This is a genomic window from Actinomadura rugatobispora, assembly GCF_055379765.1.
The window spans coordinates 11,585,140-11,602,850 of record NZ_AP029191.1 but is presented as its reverse complement, the minus strand read 5'-3'; the positions used below and the strand labels follow the sequence as shown (position 1 = coordinate 11,602,850).

At 73.1% G+C, this 17,711-nt stretch carries 17 protein-coding genes; 8 read left to right on the top strand and 9 right to left on the bottom strand.

All coding sequences use genetic code 11. The features are described from left to right. Positions 1-9 precede the first annotated feature (9 nt). Genes ACZ466_RS51990 through ACZ466_RS51980 form a run of 3 tightly spaced genes read right to left on the bottom strand, consistent with a single transcriptional unit; the run spans position 10 to position 2,437 of the window. Entirely contained in the window at positions 10-363 is a 354-nt protein-coding gene (locus ACZ466_RS51990) for a hypothetical protein (protein WP_378290493.1), read from the bottom strand. Between the two features lie 29 nt (positions 364-392). Then, positions 393-1,337 carry a DUF6772 family protein gene (locus ACZ466_RS51985; RefSeq protein ID WP_378290491.1) on the bottom strand — a complete coding sequence of 315 codons (945 nt, stop codon included), beginning with the start codon at positions 1,335-1,337 and terminating at the stop codon, positions 393-395. Beyond that, positions 1,334-2,437 (bottom strand): exonuclease/endonuclease/phosphatase family protein, encoded by a 1,104-nt coding sequence (locus ACZ466_RS51980; protein WP_378290489.1) that lies wholly within the window; start codon positions 2,435-2,437, stop codon positions 1,334-1,336. The genes ACZ466_RS51985 and ACZ466_RS51980 overlap by 4 nt, the downstream gene beginning before the upstream one ends. A gap of 169 nt (positions 2,438-2,606) precedes the next feature. Between ACZ466_RS51980 and ACZ466_RS51975 the strand changes: the two genes are divergently transcribed. Then, entirely contained in the window at positions 2,607-2,951 is a 345-nt protein-coding gene (locus tag ACZ466_RS51975) for a DUF6285 domain-containing protein (protein ID WP_378290487.1), read from the top strand. Positions 2,952-3,052: 101 nt separating this feature from the next. Here the strand turns inward: ACZ466_RS51975 and mctP are convergent, their stop codons facing one another. From mctP to ACZ466_RS51960, 3 genes are all read right to left on the bottom strand, one after another. Then, positions 3,053-4,660 carry a monocarboxylate uptake permease MctP gene (mctP, locus tag ACZ466_RS51970; protein WP_378290485.1) on the bottom strand — a complete coding sequence of 536 codons (1,608 nt, stop codon included), beginning with the start codon at positions 4,658-4,660 and terminating at the stop codon, positions 3,053-3,055. Position 4,661: 1 nt separating this feature from the next. Beyond that, positions 4,662-4,889, bottom strand: a complete 228-nt coding sequence (locus ACZ466_RS51965; RefSeq protein WP_378290483.1) for a DUF3311 domain-containing protein — start codon at positions 4,887-4,889, stop codon at positions 4,662-4,664. A gap of 233 nt (positions 4,890-5,122) precedes the next feature. Further along, the gene (locus tag ACZ466_RS51960) at positions 5,123-5,689 is read right to left on the bottom strand and encodes a VOC family protein (protein ID WP_378290481.1); all 567 of its coding nucleotides are present in this window, start codon (positions 5,687-5,689) and stop codon (positions 5,123-5,125) included. Between the two features lie 349 nt (positions 5,690-6,038). Between ACZ466_RS51960 and ACZ466_RS51955 the strand changes: the two genes are divergently transcribed. From ACZ466_RS51955 to ACZ466_RS51945, 3 genes are all read left to right on the top strand, one after another. Next, on the top strand, positions 6,039-8,186 hold the full coding sequence (locus tag ACZ466_RS51955; protein WP_378290479.1) for an anthranilate synthase component I: 2,148 nt from the start codon (positions 6,039-6,041) through the stop codon (positions 8,184-8,186). A 79-nt stretch (positions 8,187-8,265) separates the two neighbouring features. Then, entirely contained in the window at positions 8,266-8,415 is a 150-nt protein-coding gene (locus tag ACZ466_RS51950) for a GPGG-motif small membrane protein (protein ID WP_378290477.1), read from the top strand. Between the two features lie 78 nt (positions 8,416-8,493). Beyond that, positions 8,494-9,453, top strand: a complete 960-nt coding sequence (locus ACZ466_RS51945; protein ID WP_378290475.1) for an SDR family oxidoreductase — start codon at positions 8,494-8,496, stop codon at positions 9,451-9,453. Positions 9,454-9,460: 7 nt separating this feature from the next. Here the strand turns inward: ACZ466_RS51945 and ACZ466_RS51940 are convergent, their stop codons facing one another. After that, positions 9,461-10,495: a helix-turn-helix transcriptional regulator gene (locus ACZ466_RS51940; protein WP_378290473.1), complete on the bottom strand. Its 1,035-nt coding sequence runs from the start codon at positions 10,493-10,495 to the stop codon at positions 9,461-9,463. Between the two features lie 79 nt (positions 10,496-10,574). On the opposite strand from ACZ466_RS51940, the gene add reads away from it, so the two are divergent. Together add and ACZ466_RS51930 are read left to right on the top strand one after the other, a co-directional pair. Beyond that, the gene (add, locus tag ACZ466_RS51935; RefSeq protein WP_378290471.1) at positions 10,575-11,606 is read left to right on the top strand and encodes an adenosine deaminase; all 1,032 of its coding nucleotides are present in this window, start codon (positions 10,575-10,577) and stop codon (positions 11,604-11,606) included. Continuing rightward, positions 11,603-12,427 carry a hypothetical protein gene (locus ACZ466_RS51930; RefSeq protein ID WP_378290469.1) on the top strand — a complete coding sequence of 275 codons (825 nt, stop codon included), beginning with the start codon at positions 11,603-11,605 and terminating at the stop codon, positions 12,425-12,427. The genes add and ACZ466_RS51930 overlap by 4 nt, the downstream gene beginning before the upstream one ends. A gap of 20 nt (positions 12,428-12,447) precedes the next feature. Here ACZ466_RS51930 and ACZ466_RS51925 read toward each other — a convergent pair whose 3' ends face one another. Together ACZ466_RS51925 and ACZ466_RS51920 are read right to left on the bottom strand one after the other, a co-directional pair. Then, positions 12,448-13,701 carry a DUF1266 domain-containing protein gene (locus ACZ466_RS51925; protein ID WP_464042284.1) on the bottom strand — a complete coding sequence of 418 codons (1,254 nt, stop codon included), beginning with the start codon at positions 13,699-13,701 and terminating at the stop codon, positions 12,448-12,450. Positions 13,702-13,755: 54 nt separating this feature from the next. Beyond that, entirely contained in the window at positions 13,756-15,822 is a 2,067-nt protein-coding gene (locus ACZ466_RS51920; protein WP_378287896.1) for a molybdopterin-containing oxidoreductase family protein, read from the bottom strand. Between the two features lie 263 nt (positions 15,823-16,085). Between ACZ466_RS51920 and thyX the strand changes: the two genes are divergently transcribed. Then, the gene (gene thyX, locus ACZ466_RS51915) at positions 16,086-16,883 is read left to right on the top strand and encodes an FAD-dependent thymidylate synthase (protein WP_378287898.1); all 798 of its coding nucleotides are present in this window, start codon (positions 16,086-16,088) and stop codon (positions 16,881-16,883) included. A gap of 94 nt (positions 16,884-16,977) precedes the next feature. Continuing rightward, positions 16,978-17,709, top strand: coding sequence for a dienelactone hydrolase family protein (locus tag ACZ466_RS51910; RefSeq protein WP_378287895.1), 732 nt, complete (start codon positions 16,978-16,980; stop codon positions 17,707-17,709). The last annotated feature ends 2 nt before the right edge of the window (positions 17,710-17,711 follow it).

The window sequence follows — 17,711 nt, the reverse complement described above, 5'->3', positions numbered from 1 at the left end:
GGCCGCACCTCAGCTCTTCAGCGCGAGATAGATCATCACCTTGGCGGCCGCGGGCTCGTCGTTCTCGCCGGGCTTCCCGCCGGCCTGCACGGTGCCCTTGAGGCGCAGCCACCCGCCGAACTCCGCGGAGGTCCAGGTGGCCAGGTCCCCCTCCAGCTCCCGCGCCGCGTCCAGGTCGCACCAGTGCAGGCCGTCGGGGGAGACCTGGGTGGTCACCCGCAGCCGGACGCCGGGCTCGGACCGTTCCAGCGTCCGGACGAACCAGCGCGCCTCGGCGGCCCACGCCACCTCGTACGGCTCGGTCGCGAACTCGCCCGACAGGGTCCGGTTGCGCTCCAGGACGGCGGTGAACGACTGTCGCATGCTCGAAGAACTCCTGCTCATCGCCGCGCTCACCAGTCCACCGAGATCAGGACCGAGTCCAGGTACAGGAAGTTGCGCACGTCGGTGTGGGTGCGGACGGAGACGTAGAAGTTGAGCAGGTTCTGCAGCGACCCGTACTCCTCGTCGTAGGGCGGCACCGGCACGTCCCGCATGTCGTAGACGGTGTCGTTGAGCTGCAGCTCGATGTTGGAGCGGGTGTCCGTGTCGATCAGCCAGCGCAGGTAGTGCCAGTTGACCTTGGTCGGGACCTCGTTGTAGCAGAGCTCCTGAGGCCCGCCGAACGGCTTCCAGTCGTCCCGGCCGGGCGCGGTGAAGTCGGCCGTGGGCGGCAGCTTGAGCTTGCCCTCGAAGTGCTCGCGCGGGGTCGGCTCCGGCACGGTCGGGTAGATCCACTCGCGGCGCGGCCGGTTGTCCAGGTCGGTGTTGAGGTAGCGGGCCACGCAGTGGTAGCGGACGCCGTCGCAGATGTCGGTGGCGACGGTGAACGCGCCGAACTGGTTCTCCGACGGGTGGAAGTTGGCGTCCCATTCGCCGCCGCCCGCCTTGCTCGCCGCCTGGTTCTCCGCCGAGGCCGCCTCGGTCTTGAACGTCAGGTACGTCTCGAACTGCACCCGCCCGCGCCCGGCCATCGTGAGCCGCCGGATGGCGACGCCGGTGTGCCCGGCCAGCGGGCGGGTGGCGACCTTCAGCGCGTACGTGCCGGACATGGCGCCGTGCGTGCCCACGTCGAAGAAGTTGCACGAGCTGAGCTGCGGGGGCCGGAAGTCGCGCATGTGGTCGTCGACGGTGTCGAGGTTCCCGTGCCCGTCGTAGTTGCCCAGCAGTTCGATCCAGCCGTGCGTGCCGGTGTTGAAGTCGTCGTGCACGAGGATGCGCCTGAGCGGGTTGAACCGGGACAGGGCCGGGTCGGCGTGCCGCAGGTCCGCGGTGAGGGAAGAGGGGCCGCCGGTCATCGGGTCACCGCCAGCCGGACGGTGGTGTGCGTCAGGTTGTGGTCGGAGCGGAGCAGGTCCCAGGCGGCTCCGGACTGCGCCGTGGTCTGCGGGACGAGCGTCCACTGCCGCACCGGGGTCCCGGCCTTGACGTAGACGTGATCGATCTTGTCGCCCTTGGGCAAGGGGATCTTCCCTCCGTTGAACGAGGCGTACTCGGTGCCGTGGCGCCGCTGAGGCGGGGCCAGGTCCAGCGCGTCGGCGTACCCGGCGTCGGCGAACGCGTCGTGCGCGCTCGCCCCGTCCTCGCGGGTCGCCGAGTTCATGTCCCCGGCGAACACGATGGGCAGCCGCCGGGTGGCCGGGTTGTCGCGGGTGAGGTGCTCGGCGGTGCGCCGGGCGTCGGCGTGGCGGACCTGGTCCCAGTTCTTGGTCCAGCCGTTGGGGTCGGTGGCGCCGTTCCTGCGGAACTCCAGGTGCATGTTGACCACCACGAACCGCGCGCCGGTGCGGCGGTCGCGGAGGGTGTTCCAGGTCATCGTCTTGCCGTAGATCTCGGTGGAGTCGGGCAGCCAGAGCAGGTCGTGCGGGAGCGGGCGGCCGGAGTCGTCCAGGTGGGAGAAGCGGCGGGCGTCGTAGTAGGTGAACCGTCCCGCACCGGACTTCAGCGGGTAGCCGTCCACCGGATGCCGCGTCCCGGCGTAGTCGGCGGGGGCTTCGGCGTAGCCGCGCAGCCGCATTGCCTCGGTCAGCGGCGCGCGGAAGGACTCGACGTCCACGCCGGGCTGGCTGGGCGTGGCGTTGTTGCCGATCTCCTGGGTGACCACGACGCCGGCCCGGGCGCGGGCGATGTCGTCCGCGACCTGGGCGGCGCGGCCGCCGGCCCAGGGCCGCAGCTTGGTCGCGCAGTCCCGGCCGATGGTGTCCACGCACTCCCGGGTGCTCGGCAGGCAACCGTGCCCGCAGGTGTTGTAGCTGGCGATCCGCACGTCGATGCCGCGTCCCGGGCCGGCGGCGTGGGCGGTCGCGGGCTGCAGGAGCGCGGCGGCGGCCGCGGCGGGGAGCGCGCAGGCCAGGAGCACGGACGCGGTGCTCGCGGGTGACCGGGGGGCGGTCGTCATCCGGGGACGCCTTTCTGTTGCCTGGCTCACATTAACGTTCACGTTAGCGTTGAGAATGATCCCCGGAGCGGAGCGCTGTCAAGTCTGGAATCGGATTCGGTGCTTCTGTAGGATCCCGTTCCGTCCTCGACCGGGGACGCGACCGGGCACCCGACCGAGGAGCCGCGCGATGGCCCAGCCCCATGACGCCCCCTCCGCCCGCGAGCTGGTGGAGGCGGTACGGGAGTTCCTTGAACGCGACGTGCTCGGCGCACTGGAGGGCCGCACCCGCTTCCACGCCCTCGTCGCGGTGAACGCCCTGTCGATCGTCGAGCGGGAGATGGCGGAGGGCCCCGCCCAGGCCGAGCGGCACCGCGCTCGTCTGGAGGCCCTTGGCTACGCCGACGACGCGGCGCTGGCGGCGGCGATCCGGGCGGGCGAGACCGACGGGCGCCACGCCGAGGTCAAGGCGGCGCTGACCGAGGCCGTCCGCGACAAGCTCCTGGTCGCCAACCCCCGCCATCTCGCCACCTGACCCGGCCCGGACCCGCCGCGCACGCGCGAGGGCCCGGCCACCGCCTCGCGGTGACCGGGCCCTGCCCCCGGCTCGTGCCGCGCCGGGGGATCGTGCCGGGATCAGGTGCTGCTGGTCAGCTCCAGGTCCTTGACCTTGGGGTCGCCCTCGTCGGCCGTGTAGTCGGTCGCCCGGGTCGCGTCCTCGCCGTCGGCGAGCTTGGCCGCGCGGCAGACGAACGTCCCGGCGACCGCCACGACCAGGTTGACGGCCAGGGCCAGCATGCCCACGTACACCGTCATCTTGGTGTCCAGGCCGAGCTCGCTCAGCTTGTACGCCGAGCCGCCGAAGTGCTCCTTGCCCTTGGCCGGGTTGGGGATCTGGTACAGCATCCACAGACCGGCCAGCAGGCCCGCCGCCCAGCCGGCGACCAGGGCGCCGCGGTGGAACCAGCGGGTGACCAGGCCCAGCGCGACCGCCGGCAGCGTCTGCAGGATGATCACGCCGCCGATCAGCTGGAGGTCGATGGAGAACTCGGGGTCCAGCAGCAGGATGCAGGCCACCGCGCCGACCTTGACCAGCAGCGAGACGATCTTGCTGACCGTGGCCTCCTGCTTGTCGGTGGCGTCCTTGCGGATGTACTCCTTGTAGATGTTGCGGGTGAACAGGTTCGCCGCCGCGATCGACATGATCGCCGCCGGGACCAGCGCGCCGATCCCGACCGCCGCGTAGGCCACGCCGGTGAACCAGTCGGGGAACATCTTGTCGAACAGCAGCGGCACGACGGTGTTGGTGTCGGCCTTGCCGTCGGTGGTCACCGGCGTCACCCCGGCGGCGATCGCCATGAAGCCCAGCAGCGCGATCAGGCCGAGCACGAAGCTGTAGGCGGGCAGCGCCGACATGTTCCGCTTGATCACGTTACGGTTCCTGCTGGCCAGCACGCCGGTGATGCTGTGCGGGTAGAGGAACAGCGCCAGTGCCGAGCCCAGTGCCAGCATCGCGTAGTTGAGCTGGTTGGTGCCGTCCAGCAGGATGCCGTCGGACGGCGCGGGCGTCTTCTCGAACTTGGCCTGCGCCGCGCCGAAGATGTTGTCCCAGCCGCCCAGCCGGGACGGGATGTAGAGCACCGCCACGATGATCACCAGGTAGATCAGGATGTCCTTGACGAAGGCGATCAGCGCCGGCGCCCGCAGCCCCGACTGGTAGGTGTAGGCGGCCAGGATGGCGAACGCGATGACGATCGGCAGGTGGCCGTGCACGCCCATCGCCTTCAGCACCGCCTCGATCCCGACCAGCTGCAGCGCGATGTACGGCATCGTCGCCACGATCCCGGTGATCGCGACGGCCAGCGCCAGGGTGGGCGAGCCGAACCGGGCGCGGACGAAGTCGGCCGGGGTGACGAAGCCGTGCACGTGCGACACCGACCAGAGCCGGATGAGCACCAGGAACACCAGCGGGTAGACCACGATGGTGTACGGCACCGCGTAGAAGCCGGCGGCGCCCGCGCCGAAGACGAGGGCGGGGACGGCGACGAAGGTGTAGGCGGTGTAGAGGTCGCCGCCGATCAGGAACCAGGTGATCCAGCTGCCGAAGCTGCGGCCGCCCAGCCCCCACTCGTCGAGGCTGTCCATCGTGTCCGGCCGGCGCCACCGGGCCGCGACGAAGCCCATCCCGCTGACCAGCAGGAAGAGCACGGTGAAGATGATCAGTTCGGGGATGTGGTCGGACACGTCAGCCCCGCTTCCTGGTCGCGCGGTAGACGATCACCGTGCAGGTCACGCCCAGCGGGATGAACAGGAACTGGATCCAGTAGAAGGCGGGGAAGCCGGCGATCCGCGGCTCGTCACGGTTGAACAGGAAGGTCAGCAGGGGGATCAGCACCGGAACGATCAACAGCCAGTTCCAGGGGCTGCGGTCGGAACGCCGCGGCTGCGGCGGTTCCTGGGAGCTCGAGGCCAACAGGTCCTCCTCGTCGCGCGGGCCGCCCGGATCGCGGTCCGGCCCGGTCACAGGGGTGAAAACTGCGTGAGCCTACCCCGACCGGGATCACAAGGGGATATCGGTGACGGCACGACTTGGGTGGATCGTTCCATCCACACCGGGTCGAAAAAGGGACGACTGACCTGGGGTTTCGTCGCCAGGACCGGAAGGCGTGCCGCGTGGTGCGCGCCGTGCCGTTACCTGGCCGGGGATCAGACCGTGCGGTCGGCGGAGGTCTTCGGCTCGTGCCGGACGTCGCCGGGGGAGTTCAGCTCCCGCGTCCAGGCGGCGAACTCCACCAGGATCCCGTCGGGGTCCTTGAAGTAGATCGACCGCACGAAGACCCCGTCGTGCGGCTCGGGCGCCACGCCGAACTCGCTGTCGTCGTGGTTGAGCAGGGTGCCGACGTCGACGCCCTTGGCGATCAGCCGGTCCCGGTACTCCTCGATCCGCTCCGGCGGCACGTCGAAGGCGATGTGGTTCATGGATCCGACCGCCGAGAGCAGTTCGCCGCGGTCGGGCAGGTTCCGCGGGGCCGACACCCCCGGCACCGGCTCGGGCGCGTCCGGGAACCAGAAGAAGGCCAGCGCGTTCCCGCCGCCGCAGTCGAAGAAGAAGTGCTGCCCCCAGCCCATCGGCAGCTCGATGGTCTTGATCAGCGGCATGCCGAGCACGCCCTGGTAGAAGTCCACCGTCCGCTTCATGTCGCTGCACACCAGCGCCAGGTGGTTGACCCCGCGCAGCTCGAACTCGGTGTTCTCCCTGCCCGCGCTCGTCATGGGAGCCGGCCCCCGTTCCGTAAGCGAACCCTTGCGCTCTCATGATGGCAAGGTCCGCCGCTGATGCAAACCCTGGGGCGACACGGCGGGCGGCGGCTTGGCCCATGGCCCCGCCTGCGGGTACGCTCTCCGCATGCGAACCGTGACCCGCCCGCGCCGGTGGTGGTGGCGCCGCTGAGGCGGCGCCGGTTCGAGCTGTTCCGACATCCAGGCGACCGCCCTCACCCGGCGGTCGTCCCGTGTTCGCGGCGGCCCCGGGCAGAGGGCCCGATCTTGAGGGGCCACCGCGGTGGAGACCGTCCCAGAACGATCGCAGTGCAGCGAGTTCACGACGGCCGGGGGAGTACGGGTGACCCGTACGGCGACACCGGTCGATTCCGAACGCAGGTCCGACGTGCTCAACGACCTCGTCGCCGCCCTGGGCGAGCGGCGGGGCGGCGTGCTGAGCTCCGGCATGGAGTATCCCGGCCGCTACAGCCGCTGGCACATGGCCTACCTGGACCCGTGCCTGGAGATCGTCGCGCGCGGGCGCACGGTCACCGCCCGGGCGCTCAACGGCCGGGGCCGGGTGGTGCTGCCCGCGATCGCGGCCGTCCTGCGCGCGGTGGGGGAGGCGCGGGCCGACGAGCCGGGCTCGGTGCGGGTGCACGTGCCGCCCGCCGAGGGGTTCTTCCCCGAGGAGGAGCGCAGCCGCCAGCCCACCGTCTTCAGCGCGCTGCGCGCCGTGATCGACCTGTTCCGCTGCGACGATCCGCACCTGGGCCTGTACGGGGCGTTCGGCTACGACCTGTCGCTGCAGTTCGAGCCGCTGCGCACCCGGCTGGAGCGTTCCGCCGACCAGCGCGACCTCGTGCTGCACCTGGCCGACGAGATGATCGTGGTCGACCGCAAGCGGGAGACCTCGCACCGGATGTCCTACGACTTCGAGGTGGACGGGGCGAGCACCGCGGGACTGTCCCGCGAGACCGAGCCGACGCCCGCCCTCGAGCCCTCCGCCGCCGCCGAGCTGCCCCCGCAGCCGGTCCCCGGCGTGTACGCGCAGATGGTCCGGGACGCCAAGGAGAAGTTCGTCCGCGGCGACCTCTTCGAGGTGACCCCCGGGCACGCGATGTCCGCCCGCTGCGACTCGCCCCCGGCGTTCTTCGAGCGGCTCCGCGAGACCAACCCGGCGCCGTACGAGTTCCTGTTCAACCTCGGCGAGGGCGAGCACCTGGTCGGGGCCTCCCCGGAGATGTTCGTGCGGGTCGGCGGGGACCGGGTGGAGACCTGCCCGATCGCCGGGACGATCCGGCGCGGCGCCGACGCGCTGGAGGACGCCGAGCAGATCCGCACGATCCTGTCCTCGGCCAAGGACGAGTCGGAGCTGACCATGTGCACCGACGTGGACCGCAACGACAAGTCGCGGATCTGCGTGCCGGGCAGCGTCCGGGTCCTGGGGCGGCGGCAGATCGAGCTGTACTCGCGGCTGATCCACACCGTCGACCACATCGAGGGGCGGCTGCGCCCCGGCTTCGACGCGCTCGACGCCTTCCTCACCCACATGTGGGCGGTCACGGTCACCGGCGCCCCCAAGACCTGGGCGATGCAGTTCATCGAGGACCACGAGGACACCCCGCGCCGCTGGTACGGCGGGGCGGTCGGGTTCGTCGGCTTCGACGGGTCGATGAACACCGGGCTCACGCTGCGCACCGCGCAGATCAAGGACGGGATCGCGACCGTCCGCGCCGGAGCCACCCTGCTGTACGACTCCGACCCCGACGAGGAGGAGCGGGAGACCCACCTCAAGGCGAGCGCGCTGCTGGGCGCGCTGGCCGAGTCGCAGGCGTCCGGCGTGCAGGACGACGGCGCGCGGGACGGCGCCGCCGCCGCGCCCGGCGGCCCGGAGGGGGAGCGCGCGGGGGAGGGCCTGAAAGTCCTGGTCGTCGACCACGAGGACTCCTTCGTCAACACCCTCGCGGACTACTTCCGCCAGGAGGGCTGCGACGTGGTCACGCTCCGGCACGGCTTCCCGGTCCCGATGCTGGACGAGCACGCGCCCGACCTGGTCGTGCTGTCGCCGGGGCCGGGCCGTCCGGAGGACTTCGCCACCGGCGCGCTGCTGGACGCCCTCGACGAGCGCGCGCTGCCCGTCTTCGGGGTGTGCCTGGGGCTGCAGGCGATGGTCGAGCACGCGGGCGGCGAACTGGCGCTGCTGCCCGAGCCGTCGCACGGCAAGCCGGGACGGGTCAAGGTGGCGGGCGGGGCGCTGTTCGAGGGCCTGCCCGACGAGTTCACCGCGGCCCGCTACCACTCCCTGCACGCCACGCCCGATCAGGTGAAGGGCTTCCAGGTCACCGCGCTCACCGGGGACGTGGTGATGGCCATCGAGGACCCGGCGCGGCGGCGGTGGGCGGTGCAGTTCCACCCCGAGTCGATCCTGACGGCGACCGGGCGGGCCGGGCACCGGATCGTGGCCAACGCGCTGCGGCTGTGCGGGGAGCCCGCCGCCACCCCCTAGCGTTATAACAAAACGGTAATTTCGGACATCCGTTTCGGCAAGGCCGTTTCATGGTCGCGGGGCCGGGGACCCCGCGACCATGCTTACCTTGCTGTGGCTCATCGCGGTGGCCCTGATCATCGCGGGTATCTATGTCATCATCGCGCGACGCGAGCTGATCTTCGGCATCGTCCTGATCGTCCTCGGCTTCCTGGTGGGGCCGGGCGGCGTCAGCATCTTCAATCCCTGACCTCCGCCCCCTGACCTGTCCCGCGTCCGCCGGAAAGGCTGACGCGGGCTGTCAGGTTTCGCTGCCAGCATCGTCCCCATGAGCCAGAACACGACCGAGAACACCCTTGACGGCGACCGGCGGGAACGCCCGCTGGCGGGAAAGATCGCGCTGGTCGCCGGCGCCACGCGCGCCGCCGGGCGCGGCATCGCCGTGGAGCTGGGCGCCGCCGGCGCCACCGTCTACGCCACCGGCCGCACCACCCGCGAGCGGCGCTCGGAGATGGACCGTCCCGAGACCATCGAGGAGACCGCCGAACTGGTCACCGCGGCCGGCGGCGAGGGCGTCGCCGTCCCGGTGGACCACCTCGACCCCGACCAGGTGACGCGCCTGGTGGACCGGATCGACGCCGACCACGGCCGCCTCGACGTCCTGGTCAACGACATCTGGGGCGCCGACCACCTCACCAAGTTCGACACCAGGCTGTGGGACCTGCCGCTGGAGGACGGGCTCCGGCTGTTCCGGCTGGCGCTGGACACCCACGCCATCACCAGCCACCGCGCCCTCCCGCTGCTGATCAGGAACCCCGGCGGGCTGGTCGTCGAGATGACCGACGGCACCGCCGAGACCAACGCCGCCTACCGCTGGCAGAACGGCTTCTTCTACGACATCGCCAAATGGGCGGTGATCCGCATGGGCCTGGCCCTGTCGGAGGAGATCAAGGGGCACGGCGGCACCGCGGTGTCGCTGACCCCCGGCTGGCTGCGGTCGGAGGCGATGCTGGAGCACTTCGGCGTCACCGAGGACACCTGGCTGGAGGGCACCCGCGTCAACGAGCACTTCGCCATCTCCGAGTCGCCCGCGTTCGTCGGGCGGGCGGTCGCGGCCCTGGCCGCCGACCCCGACCGGGCGCGGTGGAACGGGCAGTCGCTGTCCAGCGGCGGGCTGGCCCAGGTGTACGGCTTCACCGACGCCGACGGGAGCCGTCCCGACGCCTGGCGCTACATCGCCGAGGTGGAGTCGGCCGGCAAGCCCGCCGACGTCACCGGCTATCGCTGACCGGGCGTCACGGCCCCTCGCCTCTCGCTTCGCCTCCCTCCGCGCGGGGGCCGTGCCGCGGCTCCCCGTAGAGGGCGGCGATGCGGGCGGCCGTCCCGGCGATCTCGGCGCGCAGTCCGGGCGGGTCGAGGATCTCGATGTCGGCGCCGAGCCGCAGCAGCTCGGAGCGGGCCACCTCGGCGGACTCGATCGGCAGCGTGGTGACCACCCAGCCGTCGCCGTCGGGCTCCCCGGCCGCCTCCGCGGCCCGCCGCGCCGCGTACGGCTCGACCGCGTACCGCAGCGCCCGCAGCCCGGCCGGGCTGAGCCGCACCGTGATCTCCTCGCGCAGCATCGCCCGCAGGAACGCCTCGGCCTGCACGGACCAGTATCCGGGCAGGTCGAAGTCCGCGTCGCGGTCGAAGAGCTCCCCGGTCGGGACCAGGTCGGACATCCGGTCCACCCGGTAGGTGCGGTGGCCCTCGCGGTGCCGGTCGCCCACCCGCGCGACCAGGTACCAGGTGCCGCTCTTCAGCACCAGGCCGTACGGCTCGGCGGTCCGCTCGGCCGCCCGGTCCCGGTCGCGGCGGTAGCGGAACCGGACGATCTCGTCCCGCCACACGGCCCGGGCCAGCTCGCGCAGCACCGGCGGCGGGCCGGAGCGGCCGAACCAGCCGGGGGCGTCCAGGTGGAAGCGCAGGCCGGCCCGCACGGGGGCGTCCCGGAGCGCGGCCGGCAGCGCGGCCAGCACCTTCAGCTCCGCCGCGGCCACGGCGTCGGCGAGCCCGAGGTCCTCGGCCGGCCCGGGCAGCCCGGACAGGAACAGCGCCTCGGCCTCCTCCCGGCTGAGCCCGGTCAGCCGGGTCCGATACCCGCCGACGAGGCGGTAGCCGCCGCGGCGGCCCTGCTCGGCGTACACCGGGACGCCCGCCGCCGACAGCGCCTCCACGTCCCGGTACACGGTCCGCTCGGAGACCTCCAGCTCGCGGGCCAGCTCGGCGGCCGTCATCCGCTCCCGCGACTGCAGCAGGAGCACCAGTGAGATCAGCCGGGACGCGCGCATACGGCCATTCTGACATTGTTGTGTTAGATAACGCCGGATGTCCTATCGCGCGCCCGGACACCGCTGTTAGCGTCCCCGCGTGTCCACAACGATCAACGATCTGCACGCGTTCATCGACGCGCTCCCGAAGGTCGAGCTGCACGTCCACCTGGTCGGCTCGGCGTCGGTCCCCACCGTCCTGGAACTGGCCCGCCGCCACCCCGGGGGTCCGGTGCCCACCGGCGAGGAGGAACTGCGGCGCTTCTACGAGTTCCGCGACTTCCCGCACTTCGCCGAGGTCTACCAGGCGGTCAACGCGCTGGTCCGGGAACCGGAGGACGTCGCCACCCTGGTGCTCGGCAGCGCCCGCGACCTGGCCGCGCAGAACGTGCGTTACGTGGAGCTGACCGTCACCCCGCACGCCCACCGGCTGGTCGGGATGCCGCCCGCCGCGGTCACCGAGGCGCTGGACATCGCGGCCCGGCGGGCGCGCGAACTGCACGGCGTCCAGATGGCCTACATCTTCGACGTCCCCGCCGACCTGCCCGGGGACTTCGTCGGCGGCACCCTCGACCAGGCCCTCGAGCATCCCCCCGAGGCGCTGGTCGGGTTCGGGCTGGCCGGGATCGAGCAGGCCCGCGCCGGGCACACCGACGCGATCCGCGACGCGTTCCGCGCCGCCCGCGCCGCCGGCCTGCGCAGCCTCCCGCACGCCGGGGAGATGACGGGCCCGGAGACGATCTGGGAGGTCGTGGAGGGGCTGGGCGCCGAGCGGATCGGGCACGGCCTCAGCTGCGTCCGGGACCCGAGGCTGGTGGCGCACCTGCGCGAGACCCAGATCCCCCTGGAGGTGTGCCCGACCTCCAACGTGTGCACCGGGCAGATCCCCGACGTGGCGTCCCATCCGCTGCCCCGCATGCTGGAGGAGGGGCTGTTCGTCACCCTCAACAGCGACGACCCGCCCATGTTCGACACCACGCTGACCGGGGAGTACCGGGTGGCGGCCGACACCTTCGGGCTCGGCCGCGCAGACCTGGCCGCCCTCGCCCGCAACGCCGTGACCGCCTCCTCGCTGGACGAGGCGGGCAAGCGGGCGATCAACGCCGACATCGACGCGCTCCTCGCCGCGTGACCGGCCCCGCCCCCGCGTCCGCCTCCGGGCCCGCCTCCGGGCCCTCCTCCGGGTACGTCTACGTGGCCGACGCCGACCCCGGCCGCATGGCCGGGGCGGAGGCGGGACGCCGGGTGGCGAACCCCGACCCCGAGCCGCCGTACATCGTCGCCACGCGCTCCCTCGGCGGCCTCACGGTCTGGAACTGGCCGGGCCGGCTCTTCCGGGTCGAGGTCGTCCCGCCCGAGGACGAGCGCTGGCGGGAGCGGATCGACCGGGCCAACGCCGAGCTGGTCCCGGAGGCCGGCTACACGCGCGCCATGTCGGTGGACGTCGTCGCGGAACTGCCCGTGTCGGCGCTGTTCGGCCCGCACGGCGAGCGGGTCGCCGAGGTGATCGAGGCGACCCGCGGGCTGACCCAGGAAAGGGCCGAGCGGCTCGCGTCCGCGCGCCACCCCGGCGCGGGCGAGGCCTACAGCGCCGCCTGGGACCGCTGGCTCGCCGCGCAGCCCAACCCCGGGCCCTACCTGGGCACCCCGCACGAAGGGGTCACGGCGATCCCCGGCGCCCGCGCCATCGGGACCGCGGCGTCCCCCGTCGGGTCGGGGTTCACGGCGGTGTACCGGATGGCGTGGCTGGCCGCCCGGTCCCGAGGGCGCCCGGGAATCGCCGTGGTCGTCGAGGACGGCGAGACCGAGGAGTACTTCGAACCGCCCTGGCGCCGCGCCTTCCTCGCGGCGGTCGAGGCGGCGATGGCCTTCGGGGCGCCGCACCTGGTGGAGGGCGGCGAGGCGGGCGTGCTGACGGCCGCGTGGGACGCCGCCGTCACCGGGGATCGCTGACCCCGGCCGGCCCGGGCCGATCAGCCCCAGGCGAGCTTGCGCCAGGGGCTGCCGGGATCGTCCAGGAGCATGCGGTGGACGGCGACCGACCGCTCGTACCACTCGCCGAACTCGTCGTCGTCGAACCGCAGCATCCGGCCCAGCGTGTACCCGGCGGAGAACTCCGCCCACGACCCGTACGTCCGGCGGGCCCGGTCCCCGGCGATCAGCACGCACTTCTCGGCCTCGTCGGCGGCGCAGTACCCGGCGTTGCGCCCCCAGCGCGCCATGTTGACCGCGCGGCCGAAGTCGTAGCCGTACACGCTGCCGATCCGGCCGTCGGGGGCCAGCGCCCCGTCGGCCCGGAACCGCGCCTCGTACCGCAGGACGCGCGTGGACAGCTTGATCAGCGCGGTCGTCGTGTCCGTCGAGATGTCCTTCTCGCCGCACCACACGGCGATGGCGTCCTGCCAGGCGTACTCGTCGTCGCCCCGGCGGCGGCGGTCGAGCACGGCCTGGATCGCCGGATCGCTGTTCTCGGCGGCCAGCAGCGCGTCGATCTGCTCGCGCCAGCCGTCGTGGTCGGTGACGCCCCAGCTCTGGGCCAGCCGCTCCTTGGTGCCGGCGGGGTCCTCGTCGCCGCCGTCGGCCAGGTTCCACGCCACGCCGTTACCGGTCGCCAGGTGCGCGCCGACCGCCAGCGCCCCCGCCAGCCGCCCCCACGACGGCACGTCCGGATCGGTGACGATCACGTCGTGGTCCCGGTCGGGGCGCCGCTCGGCCTCGGCCAGGATCACCGCCACCTGACGGTGGACGTCCCCGGCCGGGTCGACCGAGGCCAGCAGTTCGCGGATCGCCGGGACCGCGGCCCGGTGCCCCATCTCCCTGATCGCCAGCCGGGCGGCGTGCAGCGCCGCGCGGTCGGCCCGCCGGTGGTCCTGGACGGCCCGGAACCCGCCCATCGCCGCCAGCGCCCTGCCGCGCGCCTCCGCCGGCAGGCCCGCGCCCGCCAGCACGTGCGCCGCCTGGCCGTCCAGCACGGCCCGCGCCTCGGCGGCGTGCGCGGGCAGGCCCGCGGCGGCGTGGTCGGCGGACGCCAGCGCCCGCATCGCCTCCCCAAGGCGGCCCGCGTCCTGGAGCGCGCGGGCCTGCCGGCCCCGGACCGCCACCGCCGACGCCCAGTCGCCCCGCGCCTCCAGCGCCGCGGCGACCTCCGCGTAGAGGCGGACCGCCTCCCCGGGCTTGCCCTGCCGCTCGTACTTCCTCGCCCGATCCAGCTCGGCCCGCATCGTCATCCGCCCCTCCGTGCGCCCACACCGTACCGTTCCGGAAGATCTTGACGCGGCGGATCAGGGCAGCGGTTCCACCTCGACGCGGGTGTCGTGGAACGTCGGCCCGCCGCCCAGGTCGGTGGCGCGCTCGGCCACCACGGCGTTGGCGTTGGCGCCGCCGGAGAACTTCGCCCAGTGGCCCTTGGTCGTCGCCGCGACGCCCGGCCGCACCGCGTCGGTCGTCTCCAGCACCGCCTCGAACGCGCCCCGGTCGTTGAAGACCCTGACCCGCTGCCCGTCCACCAGGCCCCGCGCCGCGGCGTCGCCGGGATGCAGCCGCACCGACGGCCCGTTCCCGGCGCGGCGCCGCAGCTCCACGTCGCTCCCGAACACGGTGTTGAGGAAGTGGTGCGAGGCCGCCGAGATCAGCGCGAGCGGGTAGGCCGCGGCCCGCACGGGGTCGGCGACCTCGGCCGGCGGCGTGTACCCGGCGACCGGGTCCAGCCCGGCGCCCCGGGCCCGCGCGGACACGAACTCCAGCCTCCCCGACGGCGTGGGGAACCCGTCGGCGTACGGGATGAACGGGTCGGGCACCGCCAGCCGCACGAACCCCTCCTTGCGGAGCCGGTCGAGCGTGATCCCCTCCAGGTAGGGGTGCCCGGACGCCAGCGCCTGCTCGGCCAGCGCCTCGTCGGACTCCTGCAGCGCCGGGTCGTCCAGGCCCATCCGCCGGGCCAGCCGCCGGAACGTCTCCGTCGTCGGCAGGCACTCTCCGGGCGGGGCGACGGCGGGCTCGTTCCAGGCCAGGTAGAGGTGCCCGTAGCCCTCGTGCAGGTCGGCGTGCTCGTGCTGCATCGTCGCGGGCAGCACGATGTCGGCGTAGTCGGTGGTGTCGGTCGGGAACTGCTCCAGCACCACCGTGAACAGGTCCTCGCGGGACAGCCCCGCGCGGACCCTGTTCTGGTGGGGCGCGCTGCCGGCCGGATTGGCGGCGATCACGAACAGCGCCTTGACGGGCGGGCCGTCCACCTCCAGCAGGCCCTCGCCGATCCGGCTCATCGACAGCACCCGGCGGAAGCCCGGGCCGCCGGGCCGCAGGTCGTCGCGGTACAGCGCCCGGCGGTTCAGCCTGATGTGCCCGGAGGTGGAGAAGACCAGGCCGCCGCCCAGGCGCGCCCAGTCGCCGGTCACGCCCGGGAGGCACGCCAGCGTCCGCAGCGCCGAGCCGCCGCCCGCGTGCCGCTGCAGGCCCTGCGTCGCGCGGATCGCGGTCGGGCGGGTCCGGGCGATCCGCTCGCCGAGCGCGACGATCCGCTCCTCGGGCACGCCGGTGATCTCCGCGGCCCGGGCGGGCGGGAACTCCCCGATCCGGGCCCGGAACTCCGGCCAGCCCAGCGTGCGCCGCTCCAGGAAGTCCTCGTCCTGCGCGCCGAGGCCGACGACGACGTTCAGCAGCCCCAGCGCCAGCGCCGCGTCGGTGCCCGGCAGCGGCGCCAGGTGCTCGTCGGCCTGCGCGGCCGTGCGGGTCCGCACCGGGTCGATCGCGACCACGTGCGCGCCCTCCCGCCGCGCGGCCTGCACGAACTTCCACACGTGGTGGCCGCTGGTCAGCGGGTTGGTGCCCCACAGGATGATCAGCCGGGAGTGCGCGAGGTCCTCGGGATCCATGCCGCCGGCCGAGCCGATCGTGCACTTCAGCCCCGCGATGCCCGCCGCCGAGCAGATGTCGGCCTCGTGCCCGGAGGCGCCGAGCAGGTTGAACAGCCGCCGCCCCGCCTGCCCCTCCAGGCCCTGGACGTAGCCGAGCGTGCCGGTGCCCCAGTACGGCCAGACCGCCTCCCCGCCGTGCTCCTCGACCACCCGCCCCACCCGGGCGGCGATCTCGTCGAGCGCCTCGTCCCAGGTGATCCGCTCGAAGCGCCCCTCGCCCTTGCGGCCGGCCCGGCGCAGCGGGTACAGGATCCGGTCCGGCTGGGACGCGCGCTCCAGCCACCGGTTGACCTTGGTGCACAGCGCGCCCCGCGTGTACGGGTGGCCGGGGTTGCCGCGCAGGGCGACCGCCTCCCCGTCCCGGACGGTGACCACCCACGAGCAGCCGTCGGGGCAGTCCAGCGGGCAGGCGCCGAGGACCTTCAGCTCCGTCACGGCCCGTCCTCGAAACGATCACCGAGGCCGACCGGCCTCGCCCGGTGCGCCGCCCGCACCGGCACCACCCATGTCGCACCCACCACATGGCCCTTCCGTCTGGAAACATCCAGTCTGCGGGATAGATTCATGAGTGTCATCCCGGACGCACCTGACGAACGGCGGGGTGGGGAGCGGGGACGGGACGGGATGGCGTAGCGTGCTCTCGGCGCAGCCCCGGGCTGCGCTCGATGTGAAGCGGCGGACAAGGCGTGGGGGACAGAGTGAAGAGCGTCGAGCCGGAGGTGTACCTGGTCGCGCGGCCGGAGCTGGACTACGACGAGGTGGCCCGGTACCTGCGGGACGTCGGCGGGGAGTCGTGGCTGGAACGGCTCGACCGCGGCGACCTGGACGCCGAGCTGAACGATCCGCAGAACCTCGCCGAGTTCGCCGGGCGGCTGTGCTACCGCTCCTGGGAGCCCGGCCTCAACCCCAACGTCACCAAGATCCGCACCGACCAGGACCAGTACCTGGAGAACATCCTGCGCAGCATGCACGGATCGGTGCTGGAGCACGTCAGCTTCAGCTTCGTGCTGCACAACGTCAGCCGGGTGCTGACCCACGAGCTGGTCCGGCACCGCCCCGGCGTCGCGATCTCCCAGGAGTCGCTGCGGTTCGTGCGGCTGCAGGACATCCCGTTCTGGTTCCCCGAGTGGGCCCGCGAGGACCCCGAGCTGATGAAGCGGGCCACCGCGCTGCTGGAGCAGATGGAGGAGTTCCAGGGCTGGATGGCCGGGCGCTTCGGGCTCGACGACGAGGGCGTGCCGTTCAAGGAGAAGAAGCACAAGACCTCGTTCATGCGCCGCTTCGCGCCCGAGGGCGTGGCCACCGGCCTGGTGTGGACCGCCAACGTCCGCACCCTGCGGCACATCGTCGAGAACCGCACCGCGCCGGGCGCCGAGGAGGAGATCCGGCTGCTGTTCGGCCGCGTCGGCGAGGTCATGCGCCGCGAGGCCCCCGCGCTGTTCGGCGACTACGAGATCGAGGACGGCGCCTGGATCCCCAAGTGGCGCAAGGTCTGACCGCCCCGCGCCGGCCGGGCTCCCCGCGCTGAGACGCGTGTCACACCCGCCGGGATCTGGGCACGCGGCCGCGGGAGGGCCAAGGTTGGGTCGCATGCCGGACATCACCATTCCCGCGGGGGCGGGGCGGCTGCCCGCCTACCTCGCCGTGCCCGAGGGCGAGGGGCCCTGGCCCGCCGTGGTCGTCGTGTTCGAGGCGCTGGGCGCGAACGAGGACATGCGCGCCCAGGCCGACCGCTTCGCCGCGCAGGGCTACCTGGCCCTGCTGCCCGACTTCTACCGGGGCGCGCCGTGGCTGCGCTGCGTCCGCGCCGCCATGCGGCAGCTGTTCGCCAGGCGCGGCCCGATGTTCGACCACATCGAGGGCGCCCGCGCCTGGCTCGCCGGGCGGGACGACAGCACCGGCCGGGTCGGCGTCATCGGCTTCTGCATGGGCGGCGGGTTCGCCCTGGTGGCCGCGGCCAGGTACGACTTCCAGGCGGCGGCGGTGAACTACGGCATCCTGCCGCGCGACCCGGTGCGGGCCCTGGACGGGGCCTGCCCGGTCGTGGCCAGCTACGGCGGCCGCGACCGCATGCTCTCGGGCGCGGCCGGGAAGCTGGAGCGGGCCCTGACCGTGCTGGACGTCCCGCACGACGTGAAGGAGTACCCCGGCGCGGGGCACAGCTTCCTCACCGAGGCGGAGCTCCCCGCGCCGATGAGCGCGATCTCCAAGGTGATCCTGGGGCACGGCAAGGGCCGGGAGGACGCGGCCCACGGCTGGGATCGGATCTTCGCCTTCTTCGACTCCCACCTGGTCGCGCCCGGGGCCGAGGCGAAGGGCTGAAA

Bases quoted from the DNA above. Each gene is read 5' to 3' on its own strand.
- ACZ466_RS51960 (WP_378290481.1), bottom strand. From the start codon at position 5,689: ATGACGAGCGCGGGCAGGGAGAACACCGAGTTCGAGCTGCGCGGGGTC.
- ACZ466_RS51945 (WP_378290475.1), top strand. From the start codon at position 8,494: ATGAGCCAGAACACGACCGAGAACACCCTTGACGGCGACCGGCGGGAA.
- ACZ466_RS51910 (WP_378287895.1), top strand. From the start codon at position 16,978: ATGCCGGACATCACCATTCCCGCGGGGGCGGGGCGGCTGCCCGCCTAC.
- ACZ466_RS51950 (WP_378290477.1), top strand. From the start codon at position 8,266: ATGCTTACCTTGCTGTGGCTCATCGCGGTGGCCCTGATCATCGCGGGT.
- ACZ466_RS51925 (WP_464042284.1), bottom strand. From the start codon at position 13,701: ATGACGATGCGGGCCGAGCTGGATCGGGCGAGGAAGTACGAGCGGCAG.
- ACZ466_RS51940 (WP_378290473.1), bottom strand. From the start codon at position 10,495: ATGCGCGCGTCCCGGCTGATCTCACTGGTGCTCCTGCTGCAGTCGCGG.
- ACZ466_RS51975 (WP_378290487.1), top strand. From the start codon at position 2,607: ATGGCCCAGCCCCATGACGCCCCCTCCGCCCGCGAGCTGGTGGAGGCG.
- ACZ466_RS51980 (WP_378290489.1), bottom strand. From the start codon at position 2,437: ATGACGACCGCCCCCCGGTCACCCGCGAGCACCGCGTCCGTGCTCCTG.
- ACZ466_RS51985 (WP_378290491.1), bottom strand. From the start codon at position 1,337: ATGACCGGCGGCCCCTCTTCCCTCACCGCGGACCTGCGGCACGCCGAC.
- ACZ466_RS51990 (WP_378290493.1), bottom strand. From the start codon at position 363: ATGCGACAGTCGTTCACCGCCGTCCTGGAGCGCAACCGGACCCTGTCG.